The organism is Arenimonas sp. (genome assembly GCF_022842045.1).
Classification (GTDB): Bacteria; Pseudomonadota; Gammaproteobacteria; order Xanthomonadales; family Xanthomonadaceae; genus Arenimonas.
Window position 1 is genome coordinate 62,565 of sequence record NZ_JALHQI010000002.1, and the last position, 26,568, is coordinate 89,132.

General features: G+C 69.8%; 29 protein-coding genes. 12 read left to right on the forward strand and 17 right to left on the reverse strand.

Annotated features, from left to right (window positions below):
• Positions 1 to 3: 3 nt before the first annotated feature.
• The 7 genes from Q0C12_RS01130 to grxD form a co-directional block, all read right to left on the reverse strand.
• On the reverse strand, positions 4 to 1,188 hold the full coding sequence (locus Q0C12_RS01130) for a PilW family protein (protein ID WP_290884997.1): 1,185 nt from the start codon (positions 1,186 to 1,188) through the stop codon (positions 4 to 6).
• The gene (pilV, locus tag Q0C12_RS01135; RefSeq protein WP_290885000.1) at positions 1,185 to 1,655 is read right to left on the reverse strand and encodes a type IV pilus modification protein PilV; all 471 of its coding nucleotides are present in this window, start codon (positions 1,653 to 1,655) and stop codon (positions 1,185 to 1,187) included. The genes Q0C12_RS01130 and pilV overlap by 4 nt, the downstream gene beginning before the upstream one ends.
• Before the next feature lie 20 nt (positions 1,656 to 1,675).
• On the reverse strand, positions 1,676 to 2,203 hold the full coding sequence (locus Q0C12_RS01140; RefSeq protein ID WP_290885003.1) for a GspH/FimT family pseudopilin: 528 nt from the start codon (positions 2,201 to 2,203) through the stop codon (positions 1,676 to 1,678).
• Between the two features lie 137 nt (positions 2,204 to 2,340).
• Positions 2,341 to 3,726, reverse strand: coding sequence for a nucleotide 5'-monophosphate nucleosidase PpnN (gene ppnN, locus Q0C12_RS01145; protein WP_290885006.1), 1,386 nt, complete (start codon positions 3,724 to 3,726; stop codon positions 2,341 to 2,343).
• A gap of 118 nt (positions 3,727 to 3,844) precedes the next feature.
• A complete protein-coding gene (locus tag Q0C12_RS01150) occupies positions 3,845 to 7,321 on the reverse strand; it encodes a TonB-dependent receptor (protein WP_290885009.1) in 3,477 nt (1,158 codons plus the stop codon).
• 238 nt (positions 7,322 to 7,559) lie between these two features.
• Positions 7,560 to 8,318 carry an SDR family NAD(P)-dependent oxidoreductase gene (locus tag Q0C12_RS01155; RefSeq protein WP_290885012.1) on the reverse strand — a complete coding sequence of 253 codons (759 nt, stop codon included), beginning with the start codon at positions 8,316 to 8,318 and terminating at the stop codon, positions 7,560 to 7,562.
• The gene (grxD, locus tag Q0C12_RS01160) at positions 8,315 to 8,638 is read right to left on the reverse strand and encodes a Grx4 family monothiol glutaredoxin (RefSeq protein WP_290885015.1); all 324 of its coding nucleotides are present in this window, start codon (positions 8,636 to 8,638) and stop codon (positions 8,315 to 8,317) included. Before grxD ends, Q0C12_RS01155 begins: the two co-directional genes overlap by 4 nt.
• Positions 8,639 to 8,748: 110 nt before the next feature.
• Between grxD and sodB the strand changes: the two genes are divergently transcribed.
• On the forward strand, positions 8,749 to 9,327 hold the full coding sequence (gene sodB / locus Q0C12_RS01165; protein ID WP_290885017.1) for a superoxide dismutase [Fe]: 579 nt from the start codon (positions 8,749 to 8,751) through the stop codon (positions 9,325 to 9,327).
• Positions 9,327 to 10,370 carry an ABC transporter ATP-binding protein gene (locus Q0C12_RS01170; RefSeq protein WP_290885020.1) on the forward strand — a complete coding sequence of 348 codons (1,044 nt, stop codon included), beginning with the start codon at positions 9,327 to 9,329 and terminating at the stop codon, positions 10,368 to 10,370. Before sodB ends, Q0C12_RS01170 begins: the two co-directional genes overlap by 1 nt.
• Positions 10,371 to 10,448: 78 nt before the next feature.
• Here the strand turns inward: Q0C12_RS01170 and Q0C12_RS01175 are convergent, their stop codons facing one another.
• Together Q0C12_RS01175 and purE are read right to left on the reverse strand one after the other, a co-directional pair.
• A complete protein-coding gene (locus Q0C12_RS01175; protein WP_290885023.1) occupies positions 10,449 to 11,588 on the reverse strand; it encodes a 5-(carboxyamino)imidazole ribonucleotide synthase in 1,140 nt (379 codons plus the stop codon).
• Complete coding sequence (gene purE, locus Q0C12_RS01180) at positions 11,585 to 12,091, reverse strand: 5-(carboxyamino)imidazole ribonucleotide mutase (RefSeq protein WP_290885026.1); 507 nt, start codon at positions 12,089 to 12,091, stop codon at positions 11,585 to 11,587. Before purE ends, Q0C12_RS01175 begins: the two co-directional genes overlap by 4 nt.
• A gap of 61 nt (positions 12,092 to 12,152) precedes the next feature.
• Here purE and Q0C12_RS01185 point away from each other — a divergent pair, with 61 nt between their 5' ends.
• Positions 12,153 to 12,419 (forward strand): Trm112 family protein, encoded by a 267-nt coding sequence (locus tag Q0C12_RS01185; protein ID WP_290885029.1) that lies wholly within the window; start codon positions 12,153 to 12,155, stop codon positions 12,417 to 12,419.
• Positions 12,419 to 13,273 (forward strand): carboxylating nicotinate-nucleotide diphosphorylase, encoded by an 855-nt coding sequence (nadC, locus tag Q0C12_RS01190; RefSeq protein ID WP_290885032.1) that lies wholly within the window; start codon positions 12,419 to 12,421, stop codon positions 13,271 to 13,273. The genes Q0C12_RS01185 and nadC overlap by 1 nt, the downstream gene beginning before the upstream one ends.
• A gap of 15 nt (positions 13,274 to 13,288) precedes the next feature.
• On the opposite strand, the gene Q0C12_RS01195 is transcribed toward nadC, so the two are convergent.
• Positions 13,289 to 14,086 carry an FHA domain-containing protein gene (locus tag Q0C12_RS01195; protein WP_290885034.1) on the reverse strand — a complete coding sequence of 266 codons (798 nt, stop codon included), beginning with the start codon at positions 14,084 to 14,086 and terminating at the stop codon, positions 13,289 to 13,291.
• 125 nt (positions 14,087 to 14,211) lie between these two features.
• On the opposite strand from Q0C12_RS01195, the gene Q0C12_RS01200 reads away from it, so the two are divergent.
• Positions 14,212 to 14,532, forward strand: a complete 321-nt coding sequence (locus Q0C12_RS01200) for a DUF3301 domain-containing protein (protein ID WP_290885037.1) — start codon at positions 14,212 to 14,214, stop codon at positions 14,530 to 14,532.
• A gap of 7 nt (positions 14,533 to 14,539) precedes the next feature.
• Here the strand turns inward: Q0C12_RS01200 and Q0C12_RS01205 are convergent, their stop codons facing one another.
• The 6 genes from Q0C12_RS01205 to Q0C12_RS01230 all read right to left on the reverse strand — a co-directional run bounded on the left by Q0C12_RS01205 (position 14,540) and on the right by Q0C12_RS01230 (position 19,378).
• On the reverse strand, positions 14,540 to 14,962 hold the full coding sequence (locus Q0C12_RS01205; protein WP_290885040.1) for a ClpXP protease specificity-enhancing factor: 423 nt from the start codon (positions 14,960 to 14,962) through the stop codon (positions 14,540 to 14,542).
• Positions 14,959 to 15,594, reverse strand: coding sequence for a glutathione S-transferase N-terminal domain-containing protein (locus Q0C12_RS01210; RefSeq protein ID WP_290885042.1), 636 nt, complete (start codon positions 15,592 to 15,594; stop codon positions 14,959 to 14,961). The genes Q0C12_RS01205 and Q0C12_RS01210 overlap by 4 nt, the downstream gene beginning before the upstream one ends.
• 156 nt (positions 15,595 to 15,750) lie before the next feature.
• Positions 15,751 to 16,485 (reverse strand): cytochrome c1, encoded by a 735-nt coding sequence (locus Q0C12_RS01215; RefSeq protein ID WP_290885044.1) that lies wholly within the window; start codon positions 16,483 to 16,485, stop codon positions 15,751 to 15,753.
• A complete protein-coding gene (locus Q0C12_RS01220; RefSeq protein ID WP_290885046.1) occupies positions 16,478 to 17,725 on the reverse strand; it encodes a cytochrome bc complex cytochrome b subunit in 1,248 nt (415 codons plus the stop codon). The genes Q0C12_RS01215 and Q0C12_RS01220 overlap by 8 nt, the downstream gene beginning before the upstream one ends.
• Entirely contained in the window at positions 17,725 to 18,330 is a 606-nt protein-coding gene (gene petA, locus Q0C12_RS01225) for a ubiquinol-cytochrome c reductase iron-sulfur subunit (RefSeq protein ID WP_290885048.1), read from the reverse strand. Before petA ends, Q0C12_RS01220 begins: the two co-directional genes overlap by 1 nt.
• 121 nt (positions 18,331 to 18,451) lie before the next feature.
• Entirely contained in the window at positions 18,452 to 19,378 is a 927-nt protein-coding gene (locus tag Q0C12_RS01230; protein WP_290885050.1) for a lytic transglycosylase domain-containing protein, read from the reverse strand.
• Between the two features lie 96 nt (positions 19,379 to 19,474).
• On the opposite strand from Q0C12_RS01230, the gene miaB reads away from it, so the two are divergent.
• Genes miaB through ybeY form a run of 3 tightly spaced genes read left to right on the forward strand, consistent with a single transcriptional unit; the run spans position 19,475 to position 22,256 of the window.
• Entirely contained in the window at positions 19,475 to 20,821 is a 1,347-nt protein-coding gene (miaB, locus tag Q0C12_RS01235; RefSeq protein WP_290885052.1) for a tRNA (N6-isopentenyl adenosine(37)-C2)-methylthiotransferase MiaB, read from the forward strand.
• Positions 20,818 to 21,798 (forward strand): PhoH family protein, encoded by a 981-nt coding sequence (locus Q0C12_RS01240; RefSeq protein ID WP_290885055.1) that lies wholly within the window; start codon positions 20,818 to 20,820, stop codon positions 21,796 to 21,798. Before miaB ends, Q0C12_RS01240 begins: the two co-directional genes overlap by 4 nt.
• On the forward strand, positions 21,795 to 22,256 hold the full coding sequence (gene ybeY / locus Q0C12_RS01245) for an rRNA maturation RNase YbeY (RefSeq protein WP_034210288.1): 462 nt from the start codon (positions 21,795 to 21,797) through the stop codon (positions 22,254 to 22,256). The genes Q0C12_RS01240 and ybeY overlap by 4 nt, the downstream gene beginning before the upstream one ends.
• A 41-nt stretch (positions 22,257 to 22,297) precedes the next feature.
• Here the strand turns inward: ybeY and Q0C12_RS01250 are convergent, their stop codons facing one another.
• Positions 22,298 to 23,275, reverse strand: a complete 978-nt coding sequence (locus tag Q0C12_RS01250) for an NAD(P)H-binding protein (protein ID WP_290885057.1) — start codon at positions 23,273 to 23,275, stop codon at positions 22,298 to 22,300.
• A 100-nt stretch (positions 23,276 to 23,375) separates the two neighbouring features.
• On the opposite strand from Q0C12_RS01250, the gene Q0C12_RS01255 reads away from it, so the two are divergent.
• The 4 genes from Q0C12_RS01255 (at position 23,376) to Q0C12_RS01270 (ending at position 26,562) form a co-directional block, all read left to right on the forward strand.
• Positions 23,376 to 23,939, forward strand: a complete 564-nt coding sequence (locus tag Q0C12_RS01255) for a hypothetical protein (RefSeq protein WP_290885059.1) — start codon at positions 23,376 to 23,378, stop codon at positions 23,937 to 23,939.
• Entirely contained in the window at positions 23,936 to 24,397 is a 462-nt protein-coding gene (locus tag Q0C12_RS01260) for a DUF393 domain-containing protein (protein WP_290885060.1), read from the forward strand. The genes Q0C12_RS01255 and Q0C12_RS01260 overlap by 4 nt, the downstream gene beginning before the upstream one ends.
• A 70-nt stretch (positions 24,398 to 24,467) precedes the next feature.
• The gene (locus tag Q0C12_RS01265; RefSeq protein WP_290885062.1) at positions 24,468 to 25,316 is read left to right on the forward strand and encodes a transporter associated domain-containing protein; all 849 of its coding nucleotides are present in this window, start codon (positions 24,468 to 24,470) and stop codon (positions 25,314 to 25,316) included.
• Positions 25,303 to 26,562 (forward strand): DUF4105 domain-containing protein, encoded by a 1,260-nt coding sequence (locus tag Q0C12_RS01270; RefSeq protein WP_290885064.1) that lies wholly within the window; start codon positions 25,303 to 25,305, stop codon positions 26,560 to 26,562. The genes Q0C12_RS01265 and Q0C12_RS01270 overlap by 14 nt, the downstream gene beginning before the upstream one ends.
• Positions 26,563 to 26,568 lie beyond the last annotated feature (6 nt).

Consider the following 26,568-nt stretch of genomic DNA (forward strand, 5'->3'; position numbering starts at 1 on the left):
GGCTTAGTTCCCGAACAGCCGGTTGCGGAGGGCGACGGTGTTTTCATAGGCCGCGCGCACGCGGCGGTCGTTGGGCGGCGTCACGGCCACGCCCAGCGAGCTGAAGGGATTGGCGCGGGCTTCGGCCTGTGCCTGGTTCGGGCTGCGCACCACGAAGCCGACCTGGGTAACGCCGACCAGGCGCCAGTTCGCGCGGGCCGCGGCATTGGCCACCGGGTCGCCGATGACGGCCGCGGTGCGCACGTCCTGGATGTAGCCGGTGGGACGGCCGTTGGCGACGCGGCTGACGCCGTACACCAGCTGCATGTTCTCGACGCCCTCCACCAGCTCTTCCTGCACGCAGCCGGCCGCAGTGGTGGTGGCGCGGCAGCGCATCAGGGCGGGCTCGCCGCTGGCACCGATGCCGATGTAATAGGCCACGCTCTCGGCGCGATGCAGGGTGGCGCGGCCCGGCTCGTAGATCTCGCGGAAGCCGATGGCGGCACCGGCATTGGTGGCCACGACCTGGTTGCCGGGCACCAGTGCGCGGTTGCCGGGGAAGATGGTGACGTTGGAGCAATCGGTGACGGCGAACAGGCCGGGCGCAGCGACGCCACTGGCCAGGATGGGCCAGCGCGCCGCGTCGAAGGTGATGGTCGGGGCCAGGCCCACGGTGATCGCGTCGATGGTGACGCTCTCGGGAACGATGTAGCGCAGCACCACCACGTCGCTGCCGGGTACCGCACGGGCGGCCAGGTCGGCCGGCAGCGCCGGGGTCCAGTTGCCGCCGGCGGCGGCGCCGGCGACGGCGGGAATGGCCGGCAGCGCGACCGCACCGCCCGGCGCGGTGCCGTTGGCCTCGTAGCCCTGCAGCGAGATGTGGAACCGCAGTGGCCAGGCCTGGGTGTCATAGGCGGCCTCGGTGCCGGCATTGGCATAGCTCAGGGTGAACTGGTTCGCGTTCTCCAGCAGGCGGGCCTGGTCATTGACGCAGCCGAAGTGGCCGGCCAGGCGCAGGTCGCGCTGCAGGACGTCCATGGCGAAGCGGCCGTTCTCCTGCGTGCGCGACAGGCCTTCCGCGGTGGCATAGGCGCTGCGGGAGGCGCCGAAAATCTGCACCAGGCCTGCCAGCAGGATGGTGCCGATGACCAGCGCGATCATCAGCTCGACCAGGGAGAATCCCCGGTGGGCGGCAGTGTGGCGGCTCATAGCGTGGTCACCAGTTCGAATACGGCCTGTTGGTCGGCGGCATTGGCTTCCCAGCGGGCATCCGTCCAGCGGATGCGCACGGTGGCCACGTCTCCGTTGACGCTGATCTGGGATTCGCCACCGGGCAGCTGCTGGCTGACCTGGCAGTGCCAGCGGGCGATGTTCGGGCCCGGATCGAAGGTGGCGGCGATGGCGCAGGCATTGGGGGTGCCGCCGCTGACGTAGCCGGCCTCGGCGTAGGTTCGCTTCAGCAAGCGGTTGGCGCGCACCAGGTCGAGCACCTCGTAGCTGAGGTTGGTGGCCACGGTGCGGTGGTTGGCACTCTGGGTGAAACGCAGGTTCATCGTCTGCAGCAGGGCCAGGCCCAGCAGGCCGAAGGCCAGGACGACGACGGCGATGAGCACCTCGAGCAGGGACACGCCGCGCTGGCGATTACGGGGCACGGGGCGATGGGTCGCGCGAATCATGGGGGTCTCCATCGGGGAGGTCACGGGCAGGTGCCGCCGGCCACGCGGACCTGGCCCGAGGCGTTGATGTTCAGGGTGCGCAGGTAGGGCTGGCCGGTAGTGCAGGCGGTCGATCGCACGGTCATGGCGGCGGGACCCACGGCGCGGCGGCCGCGGTTGTCGAAGACAATCTCGGTGCCGGCGGCGGCGATGTCGACGCCAACGGGCTCCTGCACGTGCCGGATGACGATATCCACGGTGTCATCGACGCGCTGGGCCACGATCCAGCCCTGGTTCCAGCCGCCCGAGCAGGTCAGGCCGTCGGTGCTGGGGCACAGCACCACGTCGCGGTTTCCCAGGGGCGAGACGTTGCGGCGGATGGCCTCGGTACGGGCCAGGGACAGGCTGGCCACCATCTCGTTGGTCTGGGTGGCCACCCGGTTCGAGCGGATAAGCTGCTGGAAGTTGGGCAGCGCCACCAGCGAGACGATGGCGACGATCGCGATCACGACCATCAGCTCGATGAGGGTGAAGCCCCGTGCGAGCGGTTTTGCGGTGGCGCCGGCCATACGGTTTGTCCCCAACCTAGGATGGCCGGAGCATAGCAGCGGCCACCGGCCACCGGCGGGACGGGCCGACGACCGGCCCACCGGGGCGGATGAACGCGGTCCGGGGCCTCGGCAGGGCCGCCGCCCTCCCCCGGGCCTCAGCCGCCCAGGACCTGGTAGCAGGGCTTGTAGCTGCCGCTGATCTTCATGCGGCGCTGGGCAACGAAGGCCTTCAGCAGGCCGTCCAGCGCCCGCATGATCTCCTTGTCGCCGTCGATGATGTACGGGCCGTGGCGCTCGATCTCGCGCATGCCCTCTTCCTTGACGTTGCCGGCGACGATGCCCGAGAAGGCGCGGCGCAGGTCGGCGGCCAGCAGGTGCGGCGGCTGTTCGCGGTGCAGCTTGAGGCCGGCCATTGCGGCATGCGTCGGCGGGAACGGGCGCTGGAATTCCTCGGGCAGGTGCAGCGACCAGTTGAAGAAGAACGCGTCCTGCTCCTTCAGGCGGTGCTCGCGCACCTTGCGGATGCCCTCGCGCATCACCTTGGCCACTTCGGCGGCGTTGTCGACGATGATGCGGTAGCGCGAGGTGGCGGCCTCGCCCAGGGTCAGGCGCAGGAACTGGTCGATCTGCTCGAAGTACGCGGCGGACTCTGCCGGGCCGGTGAAGATCAGCGGGAACGGCAGGTCCGCATTCGCCGGATGCAGCAGCACGCCCAGCAGGTACAGGATTTCCTCCGCCGTGCCGACGCCGCCGGGGAACACGATGATGCCGTGGCCGAGGCGCACGAAGGCTTCGAGGCGCTTCTCGATGTCCGGCATGATCACCAGGTGGTTCACGATCGGGTTCGGCGACTCGGCGGCGATGATGCCGGGCTCGGTGATGCCGATGTAACGCGGACGGCTCTGGCGCTGCTTAGCGTGGGCGATGGTGGCGCCCTTCATCGGGCCCTTCATCGCGCCCGGGCCGCAGCCGGTGCAGATGTCGAGGCCGCGCAGGCCGAGCTGGTAGCCGACCTTCTTGGTGTACAGGTATTCGTCGCGGCCGATCGAGTGGCCGCCCCAGCACACGACCAGGCTCGGGTTCTGGTACGAGCGCATCACGCGGGCGTTGCGCAGGATCTCGAACACGGCGCTGGTCATGCCGGGGCCGGTGTCGAGGTCGAACTTGGTGCTGCCGCTCACCTCGATCGCGTTGTAGGCGATGTCGCGCACCACGGCGAACAGGTTCTCGGCGATGCCGCGGATGATCTCGCCGTCCACGAAGGCGGTGGCCGGCGCGGCCTTGAGCTCGATCTTGATGCCGCGGTCCTGCTGCTGCACCTCGATGTCGAAGTCGGGGTAGCGCAGCGAGGCGGCGCGCGGGTCGTCGGAGTCGCTGTCGGTGGTCAGCACCGCCAGCGCGCAGCGGCGCAGCAGTTCGCGTAGTCCTCCGGTAGAAGCGTCGGCGAGGCGGGCGACTTCGTCGCGGGAAAGGATGTCCAGGCCACCGCGCGGGGAAATGCGGGTGTTGACGGTGGCGGGAAGGTCTTGCTGCTCGGTCATGGGGCTGGCTTTGGTCTGTCGTCGTCTTTGGACCGCCGACTCTACCACCGGCCGGCGGCACAAAAGGAAACGGCCGGCGGTTTCCCGCCGGCCGTTCCCGGTTACCTTGCCGCCGCTATCAGAACTCGTAGCGGACGGTGAACTGCGCGGCCCACTGCGACTCGCCGCGGTTCTGGCGGACGGTGAAGTCGTCGAGGGCGCCCTGGTTCACGCCATAGACGTAGCGGCCGTCCTCGGTCAGGCCCAGGCTCTCGACGAAGGCGCGCGACAGGCCACCCTGCGACTGGAAGCCGATTTCCTCGATGCGGCCCCAGTCCTTGTTCAGGAGGTTGCCGAAGTTGAGGATGTCGAGCGCGATGACCGTCTTGTTGCCCTTGAAGAAGCCCGGGAGCTCCTGGCTGATGCGGACGTCGAAGGTGTTGGTCCAGTCGGCGAACGAGGAGTTGCGCTCGACCACGCCACCGGCGAAGCGGTTCAGGCCATTGGCATTGACGATGTCCCAGAACAGGCGCTCTTCGTCGATGCTGCTGCCGCTGCCGTTGACGTCGCGGAACACCACGTCACCCGAACCGAACGCAGTCGGGATGTACATCAGGTCGTTGATGTTGCCGTCGCCATTGAGGTCGTTGTCGAAGTTCCAGCTGTACGGGCGGCCGCTGCGGCCTTCGTAGAAGACGCCGACGCGGGTCTTGTAGTCGCCGAAGAAGGCGCGGCTCCAGTTGACCTGGCCCAGGAAGCGGTCCTTCACGAGGTAGGTCGAGTTGGCCTCGACTTCCTCGTTGGTCTGGAAGACCGAGACCGAGTTCCAGTTCGAGTTCGACACCGACGAGGTCAGCGGGCTGACTTCGGTGGCCTCGGTGTACGAGTAGCCGAAGCTCCAGCTGATCTCGTCGTTGAACGCGCCGCTGACGGTCAGCGACAGGTTCTCGCCGCCGCCCTTGCCGGTCTTCTCCGCCACCAGGACGTTGTTGAAGCCCGGGTTGTTCAGGGCGCGCGAACGGAAGCCGGCGCAGGAAGTGGCGCCGTCGATGCCGGTGCCGCTGGTGATCGAGCCGCCGTTGTTGTTCCAGCAGGCGGTGCGCAGGCCCTGCGGGGTGTAGAACAGGTTGCGGCCGTCGGTGCCGACCGCGGTCGGGTTGCCGATGTTCAGGTGGCGGTAGTAGATGCCGCTCTCGACTTCCGTGCGGATGTACTCAGCCGACACCACCCAGCCCCACGGCAGTTCGTGGTCGAAGGCCAGGTTCATCTTCCAGACCGACGGCTGCTCCAGGTCCGGCGACAGGAAGTCGACGTTCGGGGCCGGGGTGGCGCCCGCGAAGCCGGTCGGCTGCGCGTTCGGGTCCGGGTTGAACAGGCCGTCGGTGGTGGGGCAGGCCGCGAAGCCGGAGATGCCGCAGCCGATGACCGCCGTGGTCAGGCCGGTGTTCGAATACGGGTTGGACAGCCAGACGTTGGCCGCCGCGCCCTCGAACAGGCCGTAACCGCCGCGCAGCTGGGTCGGGCGATCGGCGTCGAAGGTGTAGTTGAAGCCGACGCGCGGCTGGAACAGCTCGTTGCCGTCCAGGGTCTGGCTGTTGCGCAGGCCGAAGCCGCCGCTGGCGCGAGTGGTGGTGCCAACCCACGGGGTGGTGTTGCCGGCGATGCTGCCGTTGACCACGGCCGCGGCGGCCGCGGTGTTGAGGATCGGGCTGGTGCCCATGGACTTGCGGTCGACGCGGACGCCGGCCATCAGGGTCAGGTTGTAGTTGACCGCCCAGGTGTCCTGCAGGAACAGGCCGAGGTTCTGGTAGTCCCACTGGGCGACGCCGTCGTTGAGGTCGAAGCCCGGCAGGCCGACCTGCACCGAGTAGCTGGTCGGCCGGCCGCGGCGGAAGTTCTCGAGCACGGCGGCTTCGTTCTGCGCGCGGGTGATCGTGTTGCAGTTGACGGCGCCGGCGATCAGCGGGTCGGTGTAGAAGCCGGCGGGGCCGTTGATGCAGGCGAAGGTGTAGTTGCCGTTCACGTCCTGCAGGAAGGCGTTGTAGACGTCGTTGTCGTCGTAGTCGAAGCCGAACTTGACCTCGTGGTCACCCAGGAACCAGTTCGCCGCGGCGTAGTAGTTCCAGGTCTCGGTGGCCAGATCGTTGAAGTGGCGGCTGCGCTCGGTGCCGAACACCAGGCCCGAGTTGACGTTGGCGACCGACGGCGAGCCGGCCGGCAGCGGACGCGCGAAGTTCAGGCGGATCTGCGGCAGGAACGAGTTGTTGGCCGGGGCGCTGGCGTAGTCGCGGTAGGACACCTTCAGCTCGGTCGAGAAGTTCTCGGTCCAGTCGGAGAACACTTCGCCGACGTAGGTCTCGATGACCTTGTTCTGGTCGTACCAGTGCGAGCTCAGCGAGATGGCGTTGTCGAAGTTGGTCGGGAACAGCGGCTCGCTCTGCTCGGTCTTGCTCCAGCGCAGGCTGGCGCGGTGGTTCTCCGAGAGGTTGGCGTCGATCTTGATCAGGCTGTCCTCGACGGCCAGCAGCGACTCGGTGGCGTCCACTTCACCCGCGTCGAAGCCCCAGGTGCCCGAGGCGATGCCCTGGGCGCCGGTGATGGCGCTCGGGGTGATGGCGACGTTGGTGCGGCCGCTGCCGAGCGGGCCGAAGTTGAGCGCGTTGCGCGAGCTCTCCAGCTCCTCGTAGGAGGCGAAGAAGAACAGGCGGTCCTTGATCAGCGGGCCACCGAAGGTGAAGCCCTTGGTGTCCTCATCGAACGCCGGCGGGTCGAAGTAGCTGTCGGTGGTGCGGTTGTAGCGGTCGCCGGCCAGGCTGTCGTCGCGGTAGACGTAGTACACCGAGCCCTTGAACTCGTTGGTGCCCGACTTGGTCACGGCGTTGATGTTGGCGCCGGTGTAGCCCTTCTGGGTCACGTCGTAGTTGGCGATGTTGACCTGCACGGACTCGATCGCGTCGATCGAAATCGGCTGCTTCAGGGTCGGCAGGTTGTTGGCCTCGAGGCCGAAGGTGTCGTTGGTGGTGACGCCGTCGATGGTGATCGAGTTGAAGCGGACGTTCTGGCCGCCGGCCGAGATCTCACCGCGCTCCTTGTCGGTCTGCGACAGGCGCGGGTCGAGGCGGGCGTAGTCCTGCAGGTTGCGCTGGATCGAGGCCAGGCCGGTGAGCTGGTCGCTGCTGACCGAGGTGCCGGCGCCCATGGCGGTCGAGCTGAAGATCTCGGAGGTCACGGCGGTGCCGGTGACTTCGACGACGCCGAGGGTGGTCGGGTCCTGGCCCAGGGTGGCATCGAACGAGGTGGTGTCGGCGAGCTGCAGGTAGACGCCCTCGCGCACTTCGGTGACGCCGTCCTTGACGATGGTGATCGTGTACGGACCGCCGACGCGCAGGCCGCGCGAGCCGTAGCGGCCCTCGCTGTTGGTGACGGCCGTGCTGGTGGTGCCCGAGGGCACGTGCAGGATGGTCACCTGGGCGCCAGCCACCGGCTGGGATTCGGCGTTGACGATGCGGCCGCCGATGTTGGCCGTGGTGTTCTGGGCGAACGACGGCGCCGCGGCGAGCGCGATGGCCAGGCCGAGGGAGAGCTTCGACAGCCGAACCCGGTTGCGATTGGTCATGGTTTTTAACCCTGAGTTTATGAGTGACTAAGAGGGAGTTGCGGCATCCCGCCGCGGCGCCTGACGGGCCAGGCGCCTGTATTCCTTGAAATCGCTTGCCAGGTTGGGTGTCCCCTGCGGACCCGGGCAATAACAAGAGTTTAACACGGTACCCCGGTCACATGTCATTCAGGTGACAGAATCGCTTAGCGGGTGAGCGGGCCCGCCAGACGCGAGGCCCAGCCCCGGGGCGACGCCGTCAGCCGGCGGCGCGGGGCGCGAAGACCTGGCCCCGCCAGGCGGCGCCAGCCGGGGACAGCAGGTGGACGCAGGCCGGGGCGTAGGCCGCCGGGGCGGGCACCCTCAGCTGGGCCTCGTCGGCGTAGGCCCGGGCCCGCAAGTCGGTTCGCATCGGGCCGGGCTCGAGGGCGCTGACCCGGACCGGGGTGGCGTCGGTCTCGGCGCTGAGCTGGCGGACCAGGGCCACCAGGGCCTGCTTGGCCAGGCCGTACGGACCCCAGTAGGCCTTGCCGACCCGGGCCGGGTCGTCGGTGACGAACACCACCGCGCTGTCCCCGGCCTTGCGCAGCCAGGGCAGGCAGGCCTGGGTCAGCAGCCAGGGTGCGGTCAGGTTCACGTGCAGGCTGCGGACGAAATCCTCGGGCGGGGTGGCCTCGAGCGGGGCCAGGCCCTTGAACTCGGCCGCGCAGTGCAGCAGGCCGTGCAGGCCGCCCAGCTCGCCGGCGATGCGGGCGGCGAGTTCGGCGTAATCGGAAGGATCGGCACCGGCCAGGTCGACCGGGTACAGCGCCGGCTCCGGACCCAGCGCCTTCACGGCATCGTAGACCCGGTTGAGCTTCGGCACCTTGCGGCCGAGCAGCACCACCGTGGCGCCGGCGCGGGCACAGGCCTTCGCGGCCTCGGCGCCCAGTCCGCCGTGGGCGCCGGTCACCAGCACCGTGCGGCCGGCCAGGGCCTGGTCGGCCAAGGCCGGGATCGGCGGCGCAGCCGGACTCATGCCGGCTTCTGGGCCTCGGAGACCATGCGCGCGAGCTCGCCGCTGTCGAGCAGCTCGACGGTGATGTCGCAGCCGCCGATCAGCTCGCCGTTGATGAAGAGCTGGGGGAAGGTCGGCCAGTCGGAGTAGCGCGGCAGGTTGGCGCGGATCTCCGGGTCCTCGAGCACGTTGATGCTGTGGAAGCGCGCGGCGCCGGCGTTCTTCAGCGCCTGCACCGAGCGGCTGGAAAAGCCGCACATCGGGAACTGCGGCGTGCCCTTCATGAAGAGCACGATCGGGTGGCCTTCGACCTCGGCCTTGATACGGTCCATGACGCTCATGTGAAGCTCCGTTCCATCGGCGGGCCCGGGACGGGCGCGCGAAGGGCTAGAATTATACGGCCAACGCGCCGCCCGCCGGCGCCCCGCCCACACGAACGGAGAATTCCCCCATGGCCATCGAACTGCCCGCCCTGCCCTACGACCGCACCGCCCTCGAGCCGCACATCTCGGGCGAGACGATCGACTTCCACTACGGCAAGCACCACCAGGCCTACGTGACCAACCTCAACAACCAGATCAAGGGCACCGAGTTCGAGGGCATGGACCTGGAAGCCATCGTGCGCAAGGCGCAGGGCGGCATGTTCAACAACGCCGCCCAGGTCTGGAACCACACCTTCTACTGGAACTGCCTCAAGCCCAACGGCGGCGGCGAGCCGACCGGCAAGCTGGCCGAAGCCATCAACAAGGCCTTCGGTTCGTTCGCGGCGTTCAAGGAGCAGTTCACCCAGACCGCGCTGACCACCTTCGGCTCCGGCTGGGCCTGGCTGGTGCAGCGTCCGGATGGTTCGCTGGCCCTGGTCAGCACGCCGAACGCGGCCACCCCGCTTACCGGCACCGACACCGCCCTGCTCACCTGCGACGTCTGGGAGCACGCGTACTACGTCGACTACCGCAACGCCCGCCCGAAGTACGTCGAGGCCTTCTGGAACCTGGTGAACTGGGACTTCGTCGCCGGCAACATGGCCTGATGCCCGGGATGCCCCTGCTCGCCATCGCCAACCTGACCTGCAGCCATGCGGGTCAGCCGGCGGTGCGCGGGCTGGGGCTGTCGCTGCAGCCCGGTGAACTCGGCTGCCTGCTGGGGCCCAGCGGCTGCGGCAAGACCACGCTGCTGCGCACCATCTCCGGCTTCCACGCGCCGGACGCGGGCACGCTGTCGCTTCGTGGCAAGGATGCGCGGGCGCTGCCGCCCGAGAAGCGGGGCCTGGGCTTCGTGTTCCAGGACCTCGCACTGTTTCCCCACCTCACGGTCGCCGACAACGTCGGGTTCGGGCTGCACGGCCTGGCGCGCGAACTTCGCCAGCCGCGGGTCATCGAAACGCTGTCACTGATCGGCCTGGATGGCCTCGCGGATCGCTATCCGCACGAGCTTTCCGGCGGCCAGCAGCAGCGCGTGGCGCTGGCCCGCTCGCTGGCGCCGCGGCCCGACCTGCTGCTGCTCGACGAGCCCTTCTCCAGCCTCGACGCCGACCTGCGCGGTCGCCTGCGCGACGACCTGCGCGCCGTGCTCAAGCGCCTCGGCATCGCCGCGCTGCTGGTCACGCACGACCAGGAGGAGGCCTTCGCCTTCGCCGACACCGTGGGCGTGATGCAGGCAGGCGTGCTGCTGCAGTGGGCGCCGGGCTTCGAGCTCTACCACCGGCCGGCCACGCCCTTCGTCGCGTCGTTCGTGGGCGAGGGGCGTTTCCTCGAGGCGCGGGTGCTGGAAGGCAACCGCGTGGCCACCGCGCTTGGGGACCTGCCGGTCGCGACCCCCCTGCCCTACGCGGTCGGCAGCGGCGTGCGGGTGCTGCTGCGTCCCGACGACCTGATGCCCAGCGACGAAGAAGGCATTGAATGCGTGGTGCGCTCGGTCGCGTTCCGCGGCGCCGAATCGCTGCACACCCTGGTGCTGGCCGACGGAACCGCGCTCACCGCACTGTTTCCCAGCCACCAGCAGCGCGAGCCCGGCCAGCGCGTACGCGTGAAGCCCGACCTCGCCCACGTCGTCGTCTTTCCCGCCGCCGATTGACCTGCTTCTGTAGGAGGGACTTCAGTCCCGAAGTTTCTCGAAGGGCTTCGGGACTGAAGTCCCTCCTACAAGCGTCGGTCAGCGCAGGCGCGCGAGCACCGGGGCGACCTGCGCCTCGCGGCCGAGGGCGCGGCCTACGCGCTCCAGCGATTCCGCCAGCTCCGCCGTCGTGTCGGCGCGCAGCGTGGCGTGGCCGACCTTGCGGCCCTGGCGCGGGGACTTGCCGTAGTCGTGCCAATGGCCGCCGGCTTCCGACAACACGGGCAGCGCGGCCGGCATCGCGCCGATCCAGTTCAGCATGACGCTGTGGCCGACGGCGCGGGTGCTGCCCAGCGGCAGGCCCAGCACGGCGCGCAGGTGGTTCTCGAACTGCGAGGTCTCGGCGCCCTCGATGGTCCAGTGGCCGGAGTTGTGCACGCGCGGCGCCATCTCGTTGGCCAGCAGCACGCCGTCGCGCAAGAACAGCTCGAGCGCGAACACGCCGACGTAATCCAGCGCCTCGGCGACCTTGCGCGCCGCGGCCAGTGCCTGCGCCTGCAGCGCCTGGTCGACCTGCGCCGGCGCCAGGCTGGCGGAGAGGATGCCGGACTCGTGCCAGTTCTCGGTCAGCGGCCAGGCGCGCAGCTCGCCGTCGCGACCGCGCGCGGCCACCACCGACAGCTCGCGCTGGAAGGCGACGAAGCCCTCGAGGATCAGGCCGACGGTGGCGGCCTGCGCGCCCAGCGCCTCCCAGGCGGCATCGGCATCGGCCGGCGACTTGATGCGGAACTGGCCCTTGCCGTCGTAGCCAAGGCGGCGGGTCTTGAGGATGCAGGGCGTGCCGACCCGTGCCAGCGCGGCCTCGAGGCCTTCACGCGAATCCACCGCGGCGAACTCTGGCACCGGGATGCCCAGCTCACGGAACAGTGACTTCTCCGCCATCCGGTCCTGGGCCACGGCGAGCGCGCGCGGGCTGGGGAACACCGGGACGCGCGTGGCCAGCCACTCGGCGCTCTCGGCGGGCACGTTCTCGAAATCGAAGGTCGCGACATCGACCTGGTCGGCGAAGGACGCCAGCGCGGCCTGGTCGCGGTAGTCGGCCTGCAGCATCGGCGCGAACTGGGCGGCGCAGGCGTCGGGGGCGGAGTCGAGCACCAGGAAGCGCAGGCCCAGCGGCGCGCCCGACAGGGCCAGCATGCGGGCCAGCTGCCCGCCGCCGAGGATGCCGACGGTGGTCACGGCTGCCGCGGGTCCGGGTGGTCGAGCACGTCGCCGGTCTGCTTCGCGCGGAAGGCGTCGAGCGCCGCACGCACGTCGGCGTGGTCCGGGGCCAGCATCGCCGCGGCGAACAGGCCGGCATTGGCGGCGCCCGCGGCACCGATGGCGAAGGTGGCCACGGGCACGCCGGCCGGCATCTGCACGATGGACAGCAGCGAATCGAGGCCGTTGAGCGCCTTGCTCTGCACCGGCACGCCCAGCACCGGCACCGGCGTCATGGCCGCCAGCATGCCCGGCAGGTGGGCCGCGCCGCCGGCGCCGGCGATGATCGCGCGCAGGCCGCGGGCCGACGCCGACTTCGCGTACTCGACCAGCAGGTCCGGGGTGCGGTGCGCCGAAACCACGCGCACCTCGTGCGGCACGCCCAGCTGCTCGAGCCGCGCGACCGCGTGCTGCATCGTGTCCCAGTCGGACCGGGAACCCATGACGACCCCGACGCGCGGGGCAACGTTGGCTTGGTTCATGGCAGGCCGCTTCGGCAAAACGCTATTCTAGACCCAAGCCTCCGCCGGACACAGCCGCCCCATGGACCGCAAGCTCCTCGACATCCTCTGCTGCCCGACCAGCAAGCAACCGCTGGCCCTGCTGGGCAGCGCCGAACTGGCCGCCCTCAACGCCGCCATCGCCGCCGGTGCCGTCACCCGCGCCGACGGCAGCCCGCAGGCCGAGCCATTGGCCGAGGGCCTGGTCACCCGCGACCGCAAGCAGGTCTACCGGGTCGAGGACGGCATCCCGGTGCTGCTGGCCGACGAAGCGCTGGCCACTGCCCAGGTCGCCGACTTCCCGCGCTGATGGCCGCCCTGCCGACGCCGCCCCCGGCCGATGCGATCGCGGCCGACGTGGCCCGCGCCCTGGCCGAGGACATCGGCCCGGGCGACGCCACCGCCGAGCTGCTGCCCGACGTCCCGGCCCGCGCCTTCGTGATGGCGAAAGAGGCCGGCGTGATCGCCGGCCGGCCCTGGTTCGACGCCTGCTTCCGCGCACTCGACCCGGCCGCGGTGCTCGACTGGCGCGTCGCCGAGGGCGACCCGGTCGCCGCCGGCACCGTGGTCGTCGTGATCCACGCGCGCACCCGCGCCCTGGTCAGCGCCGAGCGACCCGCCCTGAATTTCCTGCAGACGCTCAGCGCCACGGCCACCGCCACCGCGCGCTACGTGGCCGAAGTGGCCGGCACCCGCACCCGCATCCTCGACACCCGCAAGACCCTGCCCGGCCTGCGCCTGGCGCAGAAGTACGCGGTGCGCGCCGGCGGCGGCATGAACCACCGCATCGGCCTGTTCGACGCGGTGATGCTCAAGGAAAACCATATCCACGCGGCCGGCTCGATCGCCGCCGCGGCCGCCGCCGCGCGCGCCAGGCACCCGACGCTGCCGCTGATCATCGAAGTGGAAACCCTGGACGAACTCGACCAGGCCCTGGCCACCGGCTGCGACCGCATCCTGGTGGACGACTTCAGCGAGGCCGACCTGCGCGAGGCGGTGGCCCGCGCCGCGGGCCGCACGCCGCTGGAGGTCTCGGGTGGCGTGACCGGCGAGCGCCTGCGGGCGATCGCCGCCACCGGCGTGGACTTCGTCTCGGTGGGCGCGCTGACCAAGCACGTGCAGGCGCTGGATCTCTCCCTGCGCCTGGGCGACCCGCCGGCCTGAGGCCGGCGCCGCGACTCAACCGCGGCCGAGCACCAGGGCCACGATCACCAGCACCGCCGCGGCGGTGAGCATGATCGGCACCCACTTGCTGACCGCGGCGGGCTGCGGCGGCGGCACCGGGTCGGTCTGCTGCATGCGGCTGGTTTGCTGCGCCATTTCCATGCCGGGCGCGACCACGATGAAGCGCACGGCGTCCAGGCGCAGTTCGTCGCCCGGGCTCAGGAAGCCCTGCTGCACGCGGCGGTTGTTGATATAGGTGCCGTTGGACGACCCCAGGTCCTCGACCGACAGGCCATCGCCGGCGGGCTTGACCAGCGCATGCCGGCGCGAGATTTCTTCGGCGGCCACGGAGATGTCGGCCTCGGGGGCACGGCCGATGACGACCGGCCCGGCCACCGGGAATACCTTGCCGAACACCGCGCCGGACACGCCGCGCAGCACGTACTTGGGCACCGCCATGCGCACGCGGGTGGCGCCGGTGTCTTCTTCCGACCCCGGCACGACGCCCGGCGCGGGCGCGCTGCGCGCCGGCTCCACCACCGCGAACTTGGCCACGATGCCGCCGATGCCGATCTGGTCGCCGCCGCGCAGCGCCATGATGTCGGCGACCGGCTTGCCGTTGACCGAAACCGGGCCACCGCCCTGGGGCACCTGCAGGTTCGCGCCCGTGCCGGTGACGTGGATTTCACAGTGCAGCGCGCGGATGCCTTCTTCGGCCAGGACCACCGCGCCTTCCGGTGCCGAACCGATCTTGTTCACGCCGGCGCTGAGCAGCACCTGGCCATGTTCGCCATTGGGAAACACCAGCTTCATCTTCGCTCTCCTGCGAATCGGCGATGGCCCGGGCGGGCGGCGTCCGGGCCTATCTTAGCCATGCCCGGCCAAACAAGGCAGGGGGTGCGCTTGCGGCCGGGCATCGCCGTCCCCACACTGCTGCCATGCTCGGCACACTGATACTGATGCTTCTCGCGATAGCGGCACTTGCGTTCTGGTTCGCCGGGCGCGCCGCCGCTGAAACCGCCACCCATTACGGCCGCCAGGCCTGCAGCCGGGCGGGCGTGGTCTGGCTCGACCAGAGCGTGCACCTGCTGTCCATGCGGCCGCGCCGCGGCGGCGACGGCTGGATCGGGATGGAGCGCCAGTACGGCTTCGAATACTCGATCAACGGCGACGACCGCCACGCCGGTCGCATCGTGCTGCACGGCCGGCGACTGAGATCCCTGATGGGGCCGATGCCGCCGCACGACGCCCTGCCCTGAAGCGGCCTTACTTGACCACGCGCAGGTGGCTGCGCCGCGGCGAATCGCCGCCCGCGTCGGGACCCGACGGTGGTTCCGGCGAATCTTCCGGCAGCATCGCGCCATCCTCGGGCAGCATCATCCCCTGCCCGGTTTCCTGCGCGTAGATCGCCAGCACCGCGCCCACCGGCACCAGCACCGACTGGCTGACGCCGCCGAAGCGCGCCATGAAGCGCACTTCGCGGTTGTCGATCACCAGGTGCGCCACCGCGCGCGGCGCGATGTTGAGCACCACGCGGCCATCCTTCACCACCGAGGCCGGCACCTGCACGCCCTCGCGCGCCGCATCCACCAGCAGGTAAGGCGTCATGCCGTTGTCGCAGATCCACTCGTTCAACGCCCGAAGCAGGTAGGGGCGGTTGGAACCCATCGGCTTGGCGGCCTCGGTCATTGAGGCAGCTCGCGCAGGGATTTTTCCTCGGGGGTGAGGCTGCGCAGGTAGGCCGGGTTGCGGAAGATGCGCATGCCGTAGTCCTCGATCAGCTTGGCTTCCTTGGGCAGCACGATCCCCAGCGCCGGCAGGCGCCAGATGATGGGCGCGATGGCGCAGTCGGCCAGGCTCATCTCGGGATTGAGGAAGAACTTGGAGGCCTTGAACAGCGGCAGCGCGGCGAGCAGCAGCTCCTTGAGCCGCTTTCGGCCGGCGTCGGCCTGGGCCTTGTTGCCGTTCTGGATCGCCTGCACGTGCGGCACCCAGTCGTGCTCCAGCCGCAGCATCGCCAGGCGCAGGCGGGCGCGCGACAGCGGGTCGACCGGCATCAGCGGCGGGTGCGGGTAGCGTTCGTCCAGGTACTCCGACACCACCGAGGCGGCGTAGAGCACCAGGTCGCGGTCCACGAGAGTCGGGACGGAATGGTAGGGATTGAGGTCCACCAGGTCTTCGGGCGGATTGCCCGGGTCGACCGGCACCAGTTCGTAGGTGACGCCCTTGGCCGCCAGCACCAGCCGGACGCGGTGGCAAACCACGCAGTCACGGGCTGAAAACAGCGTCAGGGCGTTGCGGATGCGCGGGCTGGCAGCCATCGGGTTCCCCTCTCGCGGTGCCGCCGGCCCCTCTGCCAACGGTCATCGGAAGCCCTAACCCTGCCCGAAACGGCCCGCCCGCCGCAAGACTTTGCCCCCCTGGGACGGCAAAAGGCCGCCCGGAGGCGGCCTTTCGGGGGACAGCCTGGCCGGGGGTCAGTGCACGTCGCGCCAGTACTCGACCTTCAGCAGGTAGGCGATGAAGGTGAAGAAGGCCAGGAACAGCACCACCCACACGCCCACCGACTCGCGCTTGAGCGCGGCCGGCTCGGCCACGTACTGCAGGAAGGCGCTGATGTCGCGCGCCACCTGGTCGTAGGCCTTGGCATCGAGGCGGCCGGGCTGCACCAGCTCGAGGCGGGCGACGTGCGGCTGGCCGTCGGCGCCCTGCTCGTAGACCGGGCGCTGGATGCCCTGCATCTCCCAGAGCACGTGCGGCATCGAGGCGTTGGGGAACACGGTGTTGTTCCAGCCCATCGGGCGGGCTTCGTCGATATAGAAGCCCTTGAGGTAGCTGTAGATCCAGTCCGGGCCGCCGAGGCGGGCGCGGGCGGTGAGGCTGAGGTCCGGCGGTGCCTTGCCGAACCAGGCGTTGCCGTCGCCAGCGTTGATGCCGGTGTTGATGTTCTCGCCGATCTTGGCGTTGGCCGGCATCAGGTGCTGTTCCACCAGCTCCGGGCTCAGGCCCAGGTCTTCCGCGATCCGCGAGTAGCGGTGCAGCGACAGGGCGTGGCAGCCGGCGCAGTAGTTCATGTACAGGCCGGCGCCGCGCTGCAGGGAGGCGCGGTCGCTGAGGTCGGTGCCCGAGGACTCCAGCGGGCCGGCGCTGGCCGCCAGGCCAAGCGCGGGCGCGAAGGCCAGCAGGAGGGCGAAGAGACGCAGCTTAGTCATGCTCGGGCACCCGCTCGGGAACGGCCTTGGTCTGGCCCATCGCGGACCAGATCGGCATCAGGAGGAAGAAGGCGAAGTAGTAGGCGGTCAGGACCTGGGCCACCAGCTTCTGGGTGTCGGAACCGGTCTGCGCGCCCAGCCAGCCCAGGATCACGAAGGCCACCACGAACAGGGTGATCAGGATCTTGTGCAGCATCGGGCGGTAGCGGATGGACTTGACCTTGCAGCGGTCGAGCCACGGCAGCGCGAACAGGATCAGGGTGGCGCCGCCCATCACGATCACGCCGAACAGCTTGTCGGGGATCGCGCGCAGCATCGCGTAGAAGGGCGTGAAGTACCACACCGGCTTGATGTGCGCCGGGGTCACCAGCGGGTCGGCCTCGATGAAGTTGTCCCACTCGAGGAACCAGCCGCCCATGGTGGGCGCGAAGAACACGATGAAGGCGAACAGGATCAGGAAGAAGCCGGCGCCGAACAGGTCCTTCACCGTGTAGTACGGGTGGAAGGGGATGCCGTCCTTGGGGATGCCGGTTTCCTTGTCCTTGACCTTCTTGATGTCCACGCCTTCCGGGTTGTTGGAACCCACCTCGTGCAGCGCACCCAGGTGCAGCACCACCAGCAGCAGCAGGACCAGCGGCAGCGCGATCACGTGCAGGGCGAAGAAGCGGTTCAGCGTGGCGTCGGCGACCAGGTAATCGCCGCGGATCCACTCGGTGAGGCCGTTGCCGACCACCGGGATGGCGCCGAACAGGTTGATGATCACCTGCGCGCCCCAGTAGGACATCTGGCCCCAGGGCAGCACGTAGCCCATGAAGGCCTCGGCCATCAGGACCAGGAAGATCATCACGCCCAGCACCCAGACCAGCTCGCGCGGCTTCTGGTACGAGCCGTACACCAGGCCGCGGAACATGTGCAGGTACACCACCACGAAGAACAGGGAGGCGCCGGTGCTGTGCATGTAGCGGATCAGCCAGCCCCACTCGACGTCGCGCATGATGTACTCGACCGAGGCGAAGGCCTCGGCCGCGGACGGCTTGTAGTGCATCGTCAGGAAGATGCCGGTGACGATCTGGTTGACCAGCACCAGGATGGCCAGCGAGCCGAAGTAGTACCAGAGGTTGAAGTTCTTCGGAGCGTAGTACTCCGACATGTGCTTCTTGTAAGCCGGGATGAGGCCCGGCGTGCGGTCGTTGAACCAGCCCGTGACCGATGCGACCGTGCGGTTGATGACGTTGGCCATTACGCGGCTCCTTCCGGCGGAACACCAACGATGACGCGGGTGTCGTCAACGAAGTGGTAAGGCGGCACCTCGAGGTTCGACGGGGCCGGCACGCCCTGGTAGACGCGGCCCGCGAGGTCGAAGCGCGAGTTGTGGCACGGGCAGTAGAAGCCGCCCTGCCACTCGCTGTCGAAGGCCTGCGGCTGCAGCTCGGGCACGTAGGTCGGCGAGCAGCCCAGGTGGGTGCAGATGCCGACGATGACGGCGAGCTCGGGTTTGATCGAGCGGCCCTCGTTCTTGGCGAACGCGGGGGTCTGCTCGACGTTGTCGGAATTCGGGTCGCGCAGGCGGTCGTTGATGGACGGCAGCGCCGCCAGCTGCTCCGGCGTGCGCTTGAAGATCCAGACCGGCTTGCCGCGCCACTGCACGATCATGCGCATGCCCGGCTCGAGGTCGATCTTGCTGATGTCGACCTCTACCGGCGCACCGGCGACCTGGGCGCGCGCGCTCGGCTTCCAGGAACTGATGAACGGCACCGCGACCGCTGCCGCACCCACCGCGCCGACGACGGCGGTGGTGGCGGTCAGGAAACGGCGACGGCCTGAATTGACCCCTTCGTTAGCCATCCGGCTCTCCGAAAATCTTGCTAAGTGGCTGAAAACAGAGATGCGGGGCGGACCAGCCCCCGCAAAGACGCGCAATTGTAGCGGACGGGGCGCGGCAGCGACAACGCCGCCGGCAACGGGGTTACCGGCTGGCCAGGACGCCCCGGTAGCGCTCGGCCAGGGTGCCCACGCGCTGGACGTAGCGCTGGGTCTCGGCGTACGGCGGCACGCCGCCGTGGCGGTCCACGGCGCCTTCACCGGCGTTGTAGCCGGCCGCGGCCAGGGTCAGGTTGCCCTCGTAGCGCTTGAGCAGCCAGGCCAGGTACTGCACGCCGCCGCGGATGTTCTGGTTCGGGTCGAACACGTCGGAGACACCGAAACGGCTGGCCGTGGCCGGAATCAGCTGCATCAGGCCCTGGGCGCCGGCATGGGAGACGGCATTGGGGCGGAAGGCCGACTCGGCGTGGATGATGGCCCGCACCACGGCCTCTTCCACCCCGAACTCGGCGGCGGCGGCGCGCACCTCCGCGGCATAGGCCTCGGTGTTGAGGCGCACGGTGCCGAAATCCACGCCGGGCAGCGCCCCGCAGGCGTAGCAGGTCTCGACGTAGCTGAACAACAGGCGGGCACCGGCGTCGCCGCCCGGGCGGACGTTGGTGTAGTGGGTGACGCCGTCGCGCTCGTACTTGTACATGGCGCCGCGGGTGACCCGGGCACCGCCCTTGGCCGGGGCGGCCGCCAGCGACTGGCCCGGGGCCGCGGTCCGGAAATCGACCCGCGAGGCCGGGGTGGCCCGGGGCTGGCCAGACGAACCGGCACCACCGGCGGCCTTCGCCGCGGTCGCGGCAGGCGCGGGGACCGGCGGTGCAGCGGCCGGCGCGGGCGCCGGACCGCGCGGGCGGGCGTCGGCCGCGGTGTAGGTCGAGACCACCTTGCAGCTGGCGCCGTCGACCTTCTTGCCGGTGTAGTTGGGGACGCCGTCGGCGCCGGTGCACTTGTAAAGCGTGCCCGCCCAGGCCGGAGGGCTCAGGAGCAGGCAGGCCAGCGCGAGCGGACGCAGCGGGGTCATGGCGCGTGTTTACTCCAACCCCGCCCCGCTGCCAAGCCCGCCCCCCTGTGGGAGGGGTAGAATGTGCGCCCCCCACGGATCGGATTAACCGCCGCCATGCCCGTGAACTCGCCCGCCCGGGGCAAGCTCCACATCAAGACCCACGGCTGCCAGATGAACGAGTACGACTCGGCCAAGATGGCCGACGTGCTCGCCGACCGGCACGGCCTGGAACTCACCGACGACGAGGCCGAGGCCGACGTCATCCTGGTCAACACCTGCTCGATTCGCGAAAAGGCCGAGGACAAGGTGTTCTCGCTGGTGGGCAAGTGGAAGCACCTCAAGAAGGACAAGCCGGTCATCATCGGTGTCGGCGGCTGCGTCGCCAGCCAGGAAGGCGAGGCGATCCTGCGCCGCGCGCCGCACGTGGACCTTGTGTTCGGCCCGCAAACGCTGCACCGCCTGCCGGAGATGATCGAGGCGCGCCGCGCCACCGGCCGGCCGCAGGTGGACATCAGCTTCCCCGAGGTCGAGAAGTTCGACCGCCTGCCCGAGCCGCGGGCCGAGGGTCCCAGCGCCTACGTTTCGATCATCGAGGGCTGCAGCAAGTACTGCTCGTTCTGCGTGGTGCCCTACACCCGCGGCGAGGAAGTGTCCCGGCCCTTCGACGACGTGCTGCTCGAGTGCGCGCAGCTGGCGGCGCAGGGCGTGCGCGAGATCCATCTGCTGGGCCAGAACGTCAACGCCTACCGCGGGCCGATCGGCGACGAGGACGACACCGCCGACCTGGCCACGCTCATCCGCGCCATCGCCACGCTCGAGGGCATCGGCCGCATCCGCTACACCACCTCGCACCCGGTCGAGTTTTCCGACGCGCTGATCGAGGCGCACCGCGACGTGCCGCAGCTGGCCAGCTACCTGCACCTGCCGGTGCAGTCGGGCTCGGACCGCATCCTGGCGGCGATGAAGCGCGGCCACACGGTGCTCGAGTACAAGGCGCGCATCCGGCGCCTGCGCGAGGCCAAGCCGGGCATCGTGGTGGCCTCCGACTTCATCGTCGGCTTCCCGGGCGAGACCGAGCGCGACTTCGAGGCCACGTTGAAGCTGGTGGACGAGATCGGCTTCGACCAGAGCTATTCGTTCGCCTACTCCCGGCGCCCCGGCACGCCCGCGGCCAACCTGCACGACGAAGTGCCGGCCGACGTGGCCAGCGCGCGCCTGCACCGGCTGCAGGCGGCGATCAACGCCAATGCGCGGCGCATTTCGGAAGCCATGGTCGGTACCGTGCAGCGCGTGCTGGTCGAGGGCCCGAGCGCGCGCGACCCGGAGGAGCTGACCGGCAAGACCGAGAACATGCGCAACGTGAACTTCCCCGGCCACCCGCGCCTGGTCGGCCAGTTCGTCGACCTGCGCATCACCGAGGCCCGCACCAACTCCCTGCGCGGCGAAGTGGTGGTGGCATGAACAAGCACCCCGCGCATCGTGATTTCGTGCTGGAGCCGGAGGACAACGAAAGGCTGGCGAACCTGGCCGGGCCCTTCGACGAGCACCTGCGGCAGATGGAGCTGCGACTGGGCGTGGAGATCGCCAACCGCGGCCACGTGTTCCGGGTCAGCGGCGAGGCGAAGGCGGCGGCGGCGGCGGAGAAGCTGCTGCGCAAGCTCTACGAGGACGCCGCCTCCGAAGTGCTCGACCCGCACCGCATCCACACCCACCTGGGCAGCGCGCACCTCGAGCGGATCACCGGCGAGGATGGCTTCGAGCCGCAGGAGGTGGCGATCAAGGTCAAGCGCGGCACCGTGCGCGGGCGCGGCGCCAACCAGGCCAAGTACCTGCACGCCATCAGCACCCACGACATCAACTTCGGCATCGGGCCGGCCGGCACCGGCAAGACCTTCCTGGCGGTGGCCAGCGCGGTCGAGGCGCTGAATGAGTCGCGCGTGCAGCGCCTGCTGCTGGTGCGCCCCGCGGTGGAGGCCGGCGAGAAGCTCGGCTTCCTTCCGGGCGACCTGAGCCAGAAGGTCGACCCCTACCTGCGGCCGCTCTACGACGCGCTGTACGAGATGCTGGGCGTGGAGAAAGTGGCCAAGCTGCTCGAGCGCAACGTGATCGAGATCGCGCCGCTGGCGTACATGCGCGGACGCACGCTCAACGACGCTTACGTGATCCTGGACGAGGCGCAGAACACTTCGATCGAGCAGATGAAGATGTTCCTGACCCGCATCGGCTTCGGCAGCACCGCGGTGATCACCGGCGACCTTAGCCAGATCGACCTGCCCAAGCACCAGAAGTCCGGGCTGCGCGACGCCATCGACGTGCTGCGCGGGGTCGAGGGCATCAGCTTCACCTTCTTCACCGCCCACGACGTGGTGCGGCATCCGCTGGTGGCGCGCATCGTCCGGGCCTACGATGCCCGCGACGGCAAGGAGTCGCAGGAATGACCAAGGGCCCCGTCCAACTCGACGTCAGCGTGACCTACGGCCTGCCACGCGCCGGCCTGCCCGCTGCCACCAGCTTCCGCCGCTGGGCCGCCGCCGCCGCGCAAGGCCGCATCAAGCGCGCCGACCTTGCCATCCGCCTGGTGGATGCGAAGGAGGGCCGCGCCCTGAACCGCCACTACCGCGGCAAGGACTACGCCACCAACGTGCTGAGTTTCCCGGTCGAACTGCCCGAGGGCGTCACCTTGCCCCTGCTCGGCGACCTGGTGATCTGCGCCCCCGTGGTGGCCAAGGAAGCCCTCGAACAGGGCAAGCCCCTCAACGCCCACTACGCCCACCTCACCATCCATGGCGTGCTGCACCTGCTCGGCCTCGACCACGAGGACGAGCGCGAAGCCGAGGCCATGGAACAAATCGAACGCGACATCCTCGCCACCCTCGGCCTCCCCGACCCCTACTGAACCAAATGAACCTGGTTCATTTGATTTGACGGTTTTTTGGATTACGCGTCGGCGGGGACGGCGCGGGGCGGCTGGTAGGGCTCGTGGCCCGGCGGGGGGACCACCGGACGGGGGGCGCGACCGAGCAGTTCCGGAAGGGCGTTGCGGGACGGCAGGTTGTCGCGCCTCAGCAGCTCCCAGTGGCCGAAAGAGAACGGCGTGAGGTGCAGGAGGTCACAGGCGTGGCTGGCGATGCGGGCCAGCAGGCCCGGCACGGGGATGCGCAGGGCGGATCCGCCGATCAGCTGGCGGCGCATCGCGGCCAGGTAGTCGCCGAGCGCGAGCGCGGTTTCGCCGCCCAGCTCGTATTCGCCCGGGCCCTCATCCCCGCCCAGGCGGGGGCGCCTGGCGAGCACGGCCAGGGCCACGCCCAGGTCGCGGACATCCAGCGCGGCGATCCGGCCGGTGGCATCGGCCGGGACGGCGTGTACCGGCCAGCGCGCGACGCGGCGGATCCAAGCCGCGCCGTAGCCGCCCGCCTCGGCGTCGAGAAGTGACGGCCGGACGATGCAGCAGTTCGCGCCGCTGCGTCGCAGCGCGGCCTCGCCGTCGGCCTTGGAGCGAAGGAAGCCGCTGCGCATCGGCGCCTGCAGTCCCAGCGCCGAGACGTGGACCAGGCGCTTGCCGCTGCGTCGGCAGGCTTCGGCCAGCGCGGCCGGGGCCAGGTGGTGCACGCGCTGGTAGGTCTCGCGACCGCGCGGCCGCAGGATGCCGACGCAATTCATCACCACATCGATGCCGTCGAGCACCGGCTGCCAGGCCTCGGCGGACAACAGATCCTCGAAGTGAACGCGGCGGCGCAGGCAGCGGCGGGCTTCCCCCGGAAGTCGCCGATCCAGGCGCCCGGGATGCCGGCTGCCTACTTCCACCGCGAAGCCCTCGGTGAGCAACGCCGCCACGGCGTGGCGGCCAATGAAACCGCCGCCGCCGAGGACCAGCACGCGCAGGGCGGGAGGATCGGGATTCCGGCAGGCGTCCATGCAGCACCTCTTTTTCGACAGTCTTTTCTGTCTTGACAGAAATATATGCCCGGACTAGCCTGCCCGCAAGCCTCCCCCGCCTGCACCGAAGCACCCCGCCATGACCGAAGACACCGCCGACTACGCCGTGGACCCCCTGAGCCCGATCAGCCGCCGCTTCGTGCTGCACTGGGGCGAAATGGGCTCGCGCTGGGGCGTGAACCGGACCGTGGCCCAGGTGCACGCCCTGCTGTTCCTGGCCGGGCGGCCCATGGACGCCGAAACCATCGCCTCGATACTCAAGGTGGCCCGCTCGAACGTGAGCAACAGCCTGCGCGAGCTGATGAACTTCAAGCTGGTCCGGGTCTCGCACCTGGTCGGCGAACGCCGCGACCACTTCGAGACTTCACGCGACGTCTGGGAGCTGTTCCGTACCGTGGTGCGTGAACGCAAGGCACGCGAGTTCGACCCCACCGTCAGCCTGCTGCAGGAGCTCACCCGCGACCCGGCCTTCCCCGGCGAGGACGCCGAAGCCCGCAAGCGCATGCAGGAAACCCTGGCCCTGATGACGGCGCTGTCGTCCTGGGGCGAGGAGATGCTGCGGCTGGAGCCCGCGACCCTGATGAAGGTGATGAAGCTCGGCAGCCGCATCCAGAAACTGATCCGCGACGGAAGCAACCCATGAACGCCACCTGGCCTTTGGTCATCTACTACGACGCCTCCTGCCCCCTGTGCCGGGAGGAGATGCATGCCCTGAAGGACCACGACACCGAGGCCCGCCTCCGCCTGGTGGACGCCTCCCCCGCCGGCTTCGCCGACGACCATCTGGCGGCCGCCGGCATTGCCCGGGCCGACCTGATGCGCCTGATCCACGCCCGGGACGCCGCCGGGCGCTGGTTCATCGGGGTCGAGGTGTTCGAACTGGCCTACGCCGCCGCCGGCCTGCACGGCATGGCCCGCCTTTGGGCCAACCCCCGCCTGCGCCCGGTCTGGAACCGCCTTTACCCCTGGGTTGCCCGCCTGCGCCAGCCGCTGTCCTGGCTGCGGCTCAACCGTGCCTACGGCTGGCTGGTCCGCCGCGCCGCCACCCGCGCCCAGGCCCGCGCCGCCGCCTGCGCCACCGGCCGCTGCGACCTGCCGTAAAGGCGTACCGGGACCCGGGACCGCTTTTGCTACACTCGCCCGACCGCCTCCGGGCGCCCATTCCACGGAAATGTCCGAAGATTCCCCTAGTAGCCCGCCGGAACGCCGCTCCTGGCTTGAACGCCTGAGCCTGGCCTTTTCCGGCGAACCCCAGACCCTCGACGACGTGGTCGAGATCCTGCGCGATGCCCAGGCCAACGGCCTGCTGGGCGCCGACACCCTGAAGATGCTCGAGGGCGCCCTTTCGGTGTCCGAGCTGCAGGTCGGCGACATCATGGTGCCGCGCTCGCAGATGGTCTCCCTGCCGCTCGAGGCCAAGTTCCTGGACCTGATGAAGATGGTGGTCGAGTCCGGCCACTCCCGCTTCCCGGTCCACGGCGAGGACCGCGACGAGATCCTCGGCATCCTGCTGGCCAAGGACCTGCTGCGCGGCATGGTCGCCGACGGCGGCCCCGGCAGCGTCCGCGAACTGCTGCGCCCGGCGGTGCTGATCCCCGAATCCAAGCGCCTGAACGTCCTGCTCAAGGAGTTCCGGCTCTCGCGAAACCACATGGCCATCGTGGTCGACGAGCACGGCGGCGTCGCCGGCCTGGTCACCATCGAGGACGTGCTCGAGCAGATCGTCGGCGAAATCGACGACGAGCACGACGACGCCGACGAGGCCAAGCTGATCGCCGCCCAGGCCGACGGCCAGTTCCTGGTCGACGCCCTGACCCCGATCGCCGACTTCAACGAGCAGTTCGGCGCCGACTTCGACGACGACGAGTACGACACCATCGGCGGCCTGGTCACCTCGGCCATCGGCCACCTGCCCGAGGCCGGCGAGGAACTGTCGCTGGGCCGCTTCCACTTCCGGGTCGGGCGCGCCGACCAGCGCCGCGTCCACACCTTCGTGCTGAGCGTGCATGGCCCGGAGTAACTGGCGTTTCGCCGTAGCGCTGGGGCTGTGGCTGCTGACGGCGCCGCTGGCGCCGGCCCTGGCGCAGGCGGACTTGGCCGCGTCCCCATCGGAGGTGCCGGCGTCGCAGGCCACGCCCGCGCCGCCGGCGCCCAGCGAAGCCGACGCCCCCCGCATCGGCGTGGTGACCATGGAGCCCGGCGAAATCTTCTTCGAACGCTTCGGCCACAACGCCATCGTCGTCGACGACCCCGCCAGCGGTCGCCGCATCTCCTACAACTTTGGCTACTTCGACCTCGACGAGCCGAACTTCTTCGCCAACTTCATCCACGGCCAGATGCGCTACTGGCTGGTCGCGCTGCCGCTGGAACAGGACATGGCGCGCTACCGCCAGCTTGGCCGCGGCGCCAGCCTGCAGTGGCTGGACCTGACGGCGGACCAGGCGCGCGCACTGGCCGACTCGCTGGAGGCCCGCGCCAGCGGCGAAGGCGCCCGCTACCGCTACGACTACTTCACCAGCAACTGCTCCACCCAAGTCCGCGACGCGCTGGACGAGGCCCTGGGCGGCACCCTCAAGACCCAGCTCACCGGTCGCTCGCAGGGCAATACCTACCGCAGCGAATCGGTCCGCCTGGCCGCGCCCGCCGCCTGGATGGCGATCGGCTTCCACGTCGGCCTGGCCGACTACGCCGACAAGCCGCTCTCGCGCTGGGAGGAATCCTTCATCCCGATGCGCCTGCGCGATGCCCTGCGCGAAGTGCGCCTGGCCGATGGCCGGCCGCTGGTGGTGGCCGAGGAAATCCTGCACGAGCACCGCATCGGCCAGCCCCCGGCCGAAGCACCGCGGCTGCGGGTGCCGGCGCTGTTCACCGGCATCGCGCTGGCGCTGGCCGCGCTGTGGCTGGGCCGCCGCGCACCGCGTGCGTTGGCCGGCCTGGCGCTGGGCTTCTGGACCGTGGCCGGCCTGGCGGGGCTGACGATGCTCTTCATCTGGTTCGGCAGCGCCCACGTCGCCGGCCACGGCAACGAGAACCTGCTGCTGCTCAGCCCGCTGTGCCTGTTCCTGCTGCCCGGCGGCTGGGCCCGGCTGCGCGGCCGCGAGCCCTCGGTGCGCTTCCGCTGGCTTCTGCGGATCGTGGTGGCGGGCGCGGCGGTGGCCGGCTTCCTGAAGTTCCTGCCGTTCCGCCCACAGGAGAACGTCGAGTGGGTGCTCCTGCTGCTGCCCCTGCACTGGGCCCTGCTGCGCCGGCTCGACCCCCGCGCCTGAGCGCTT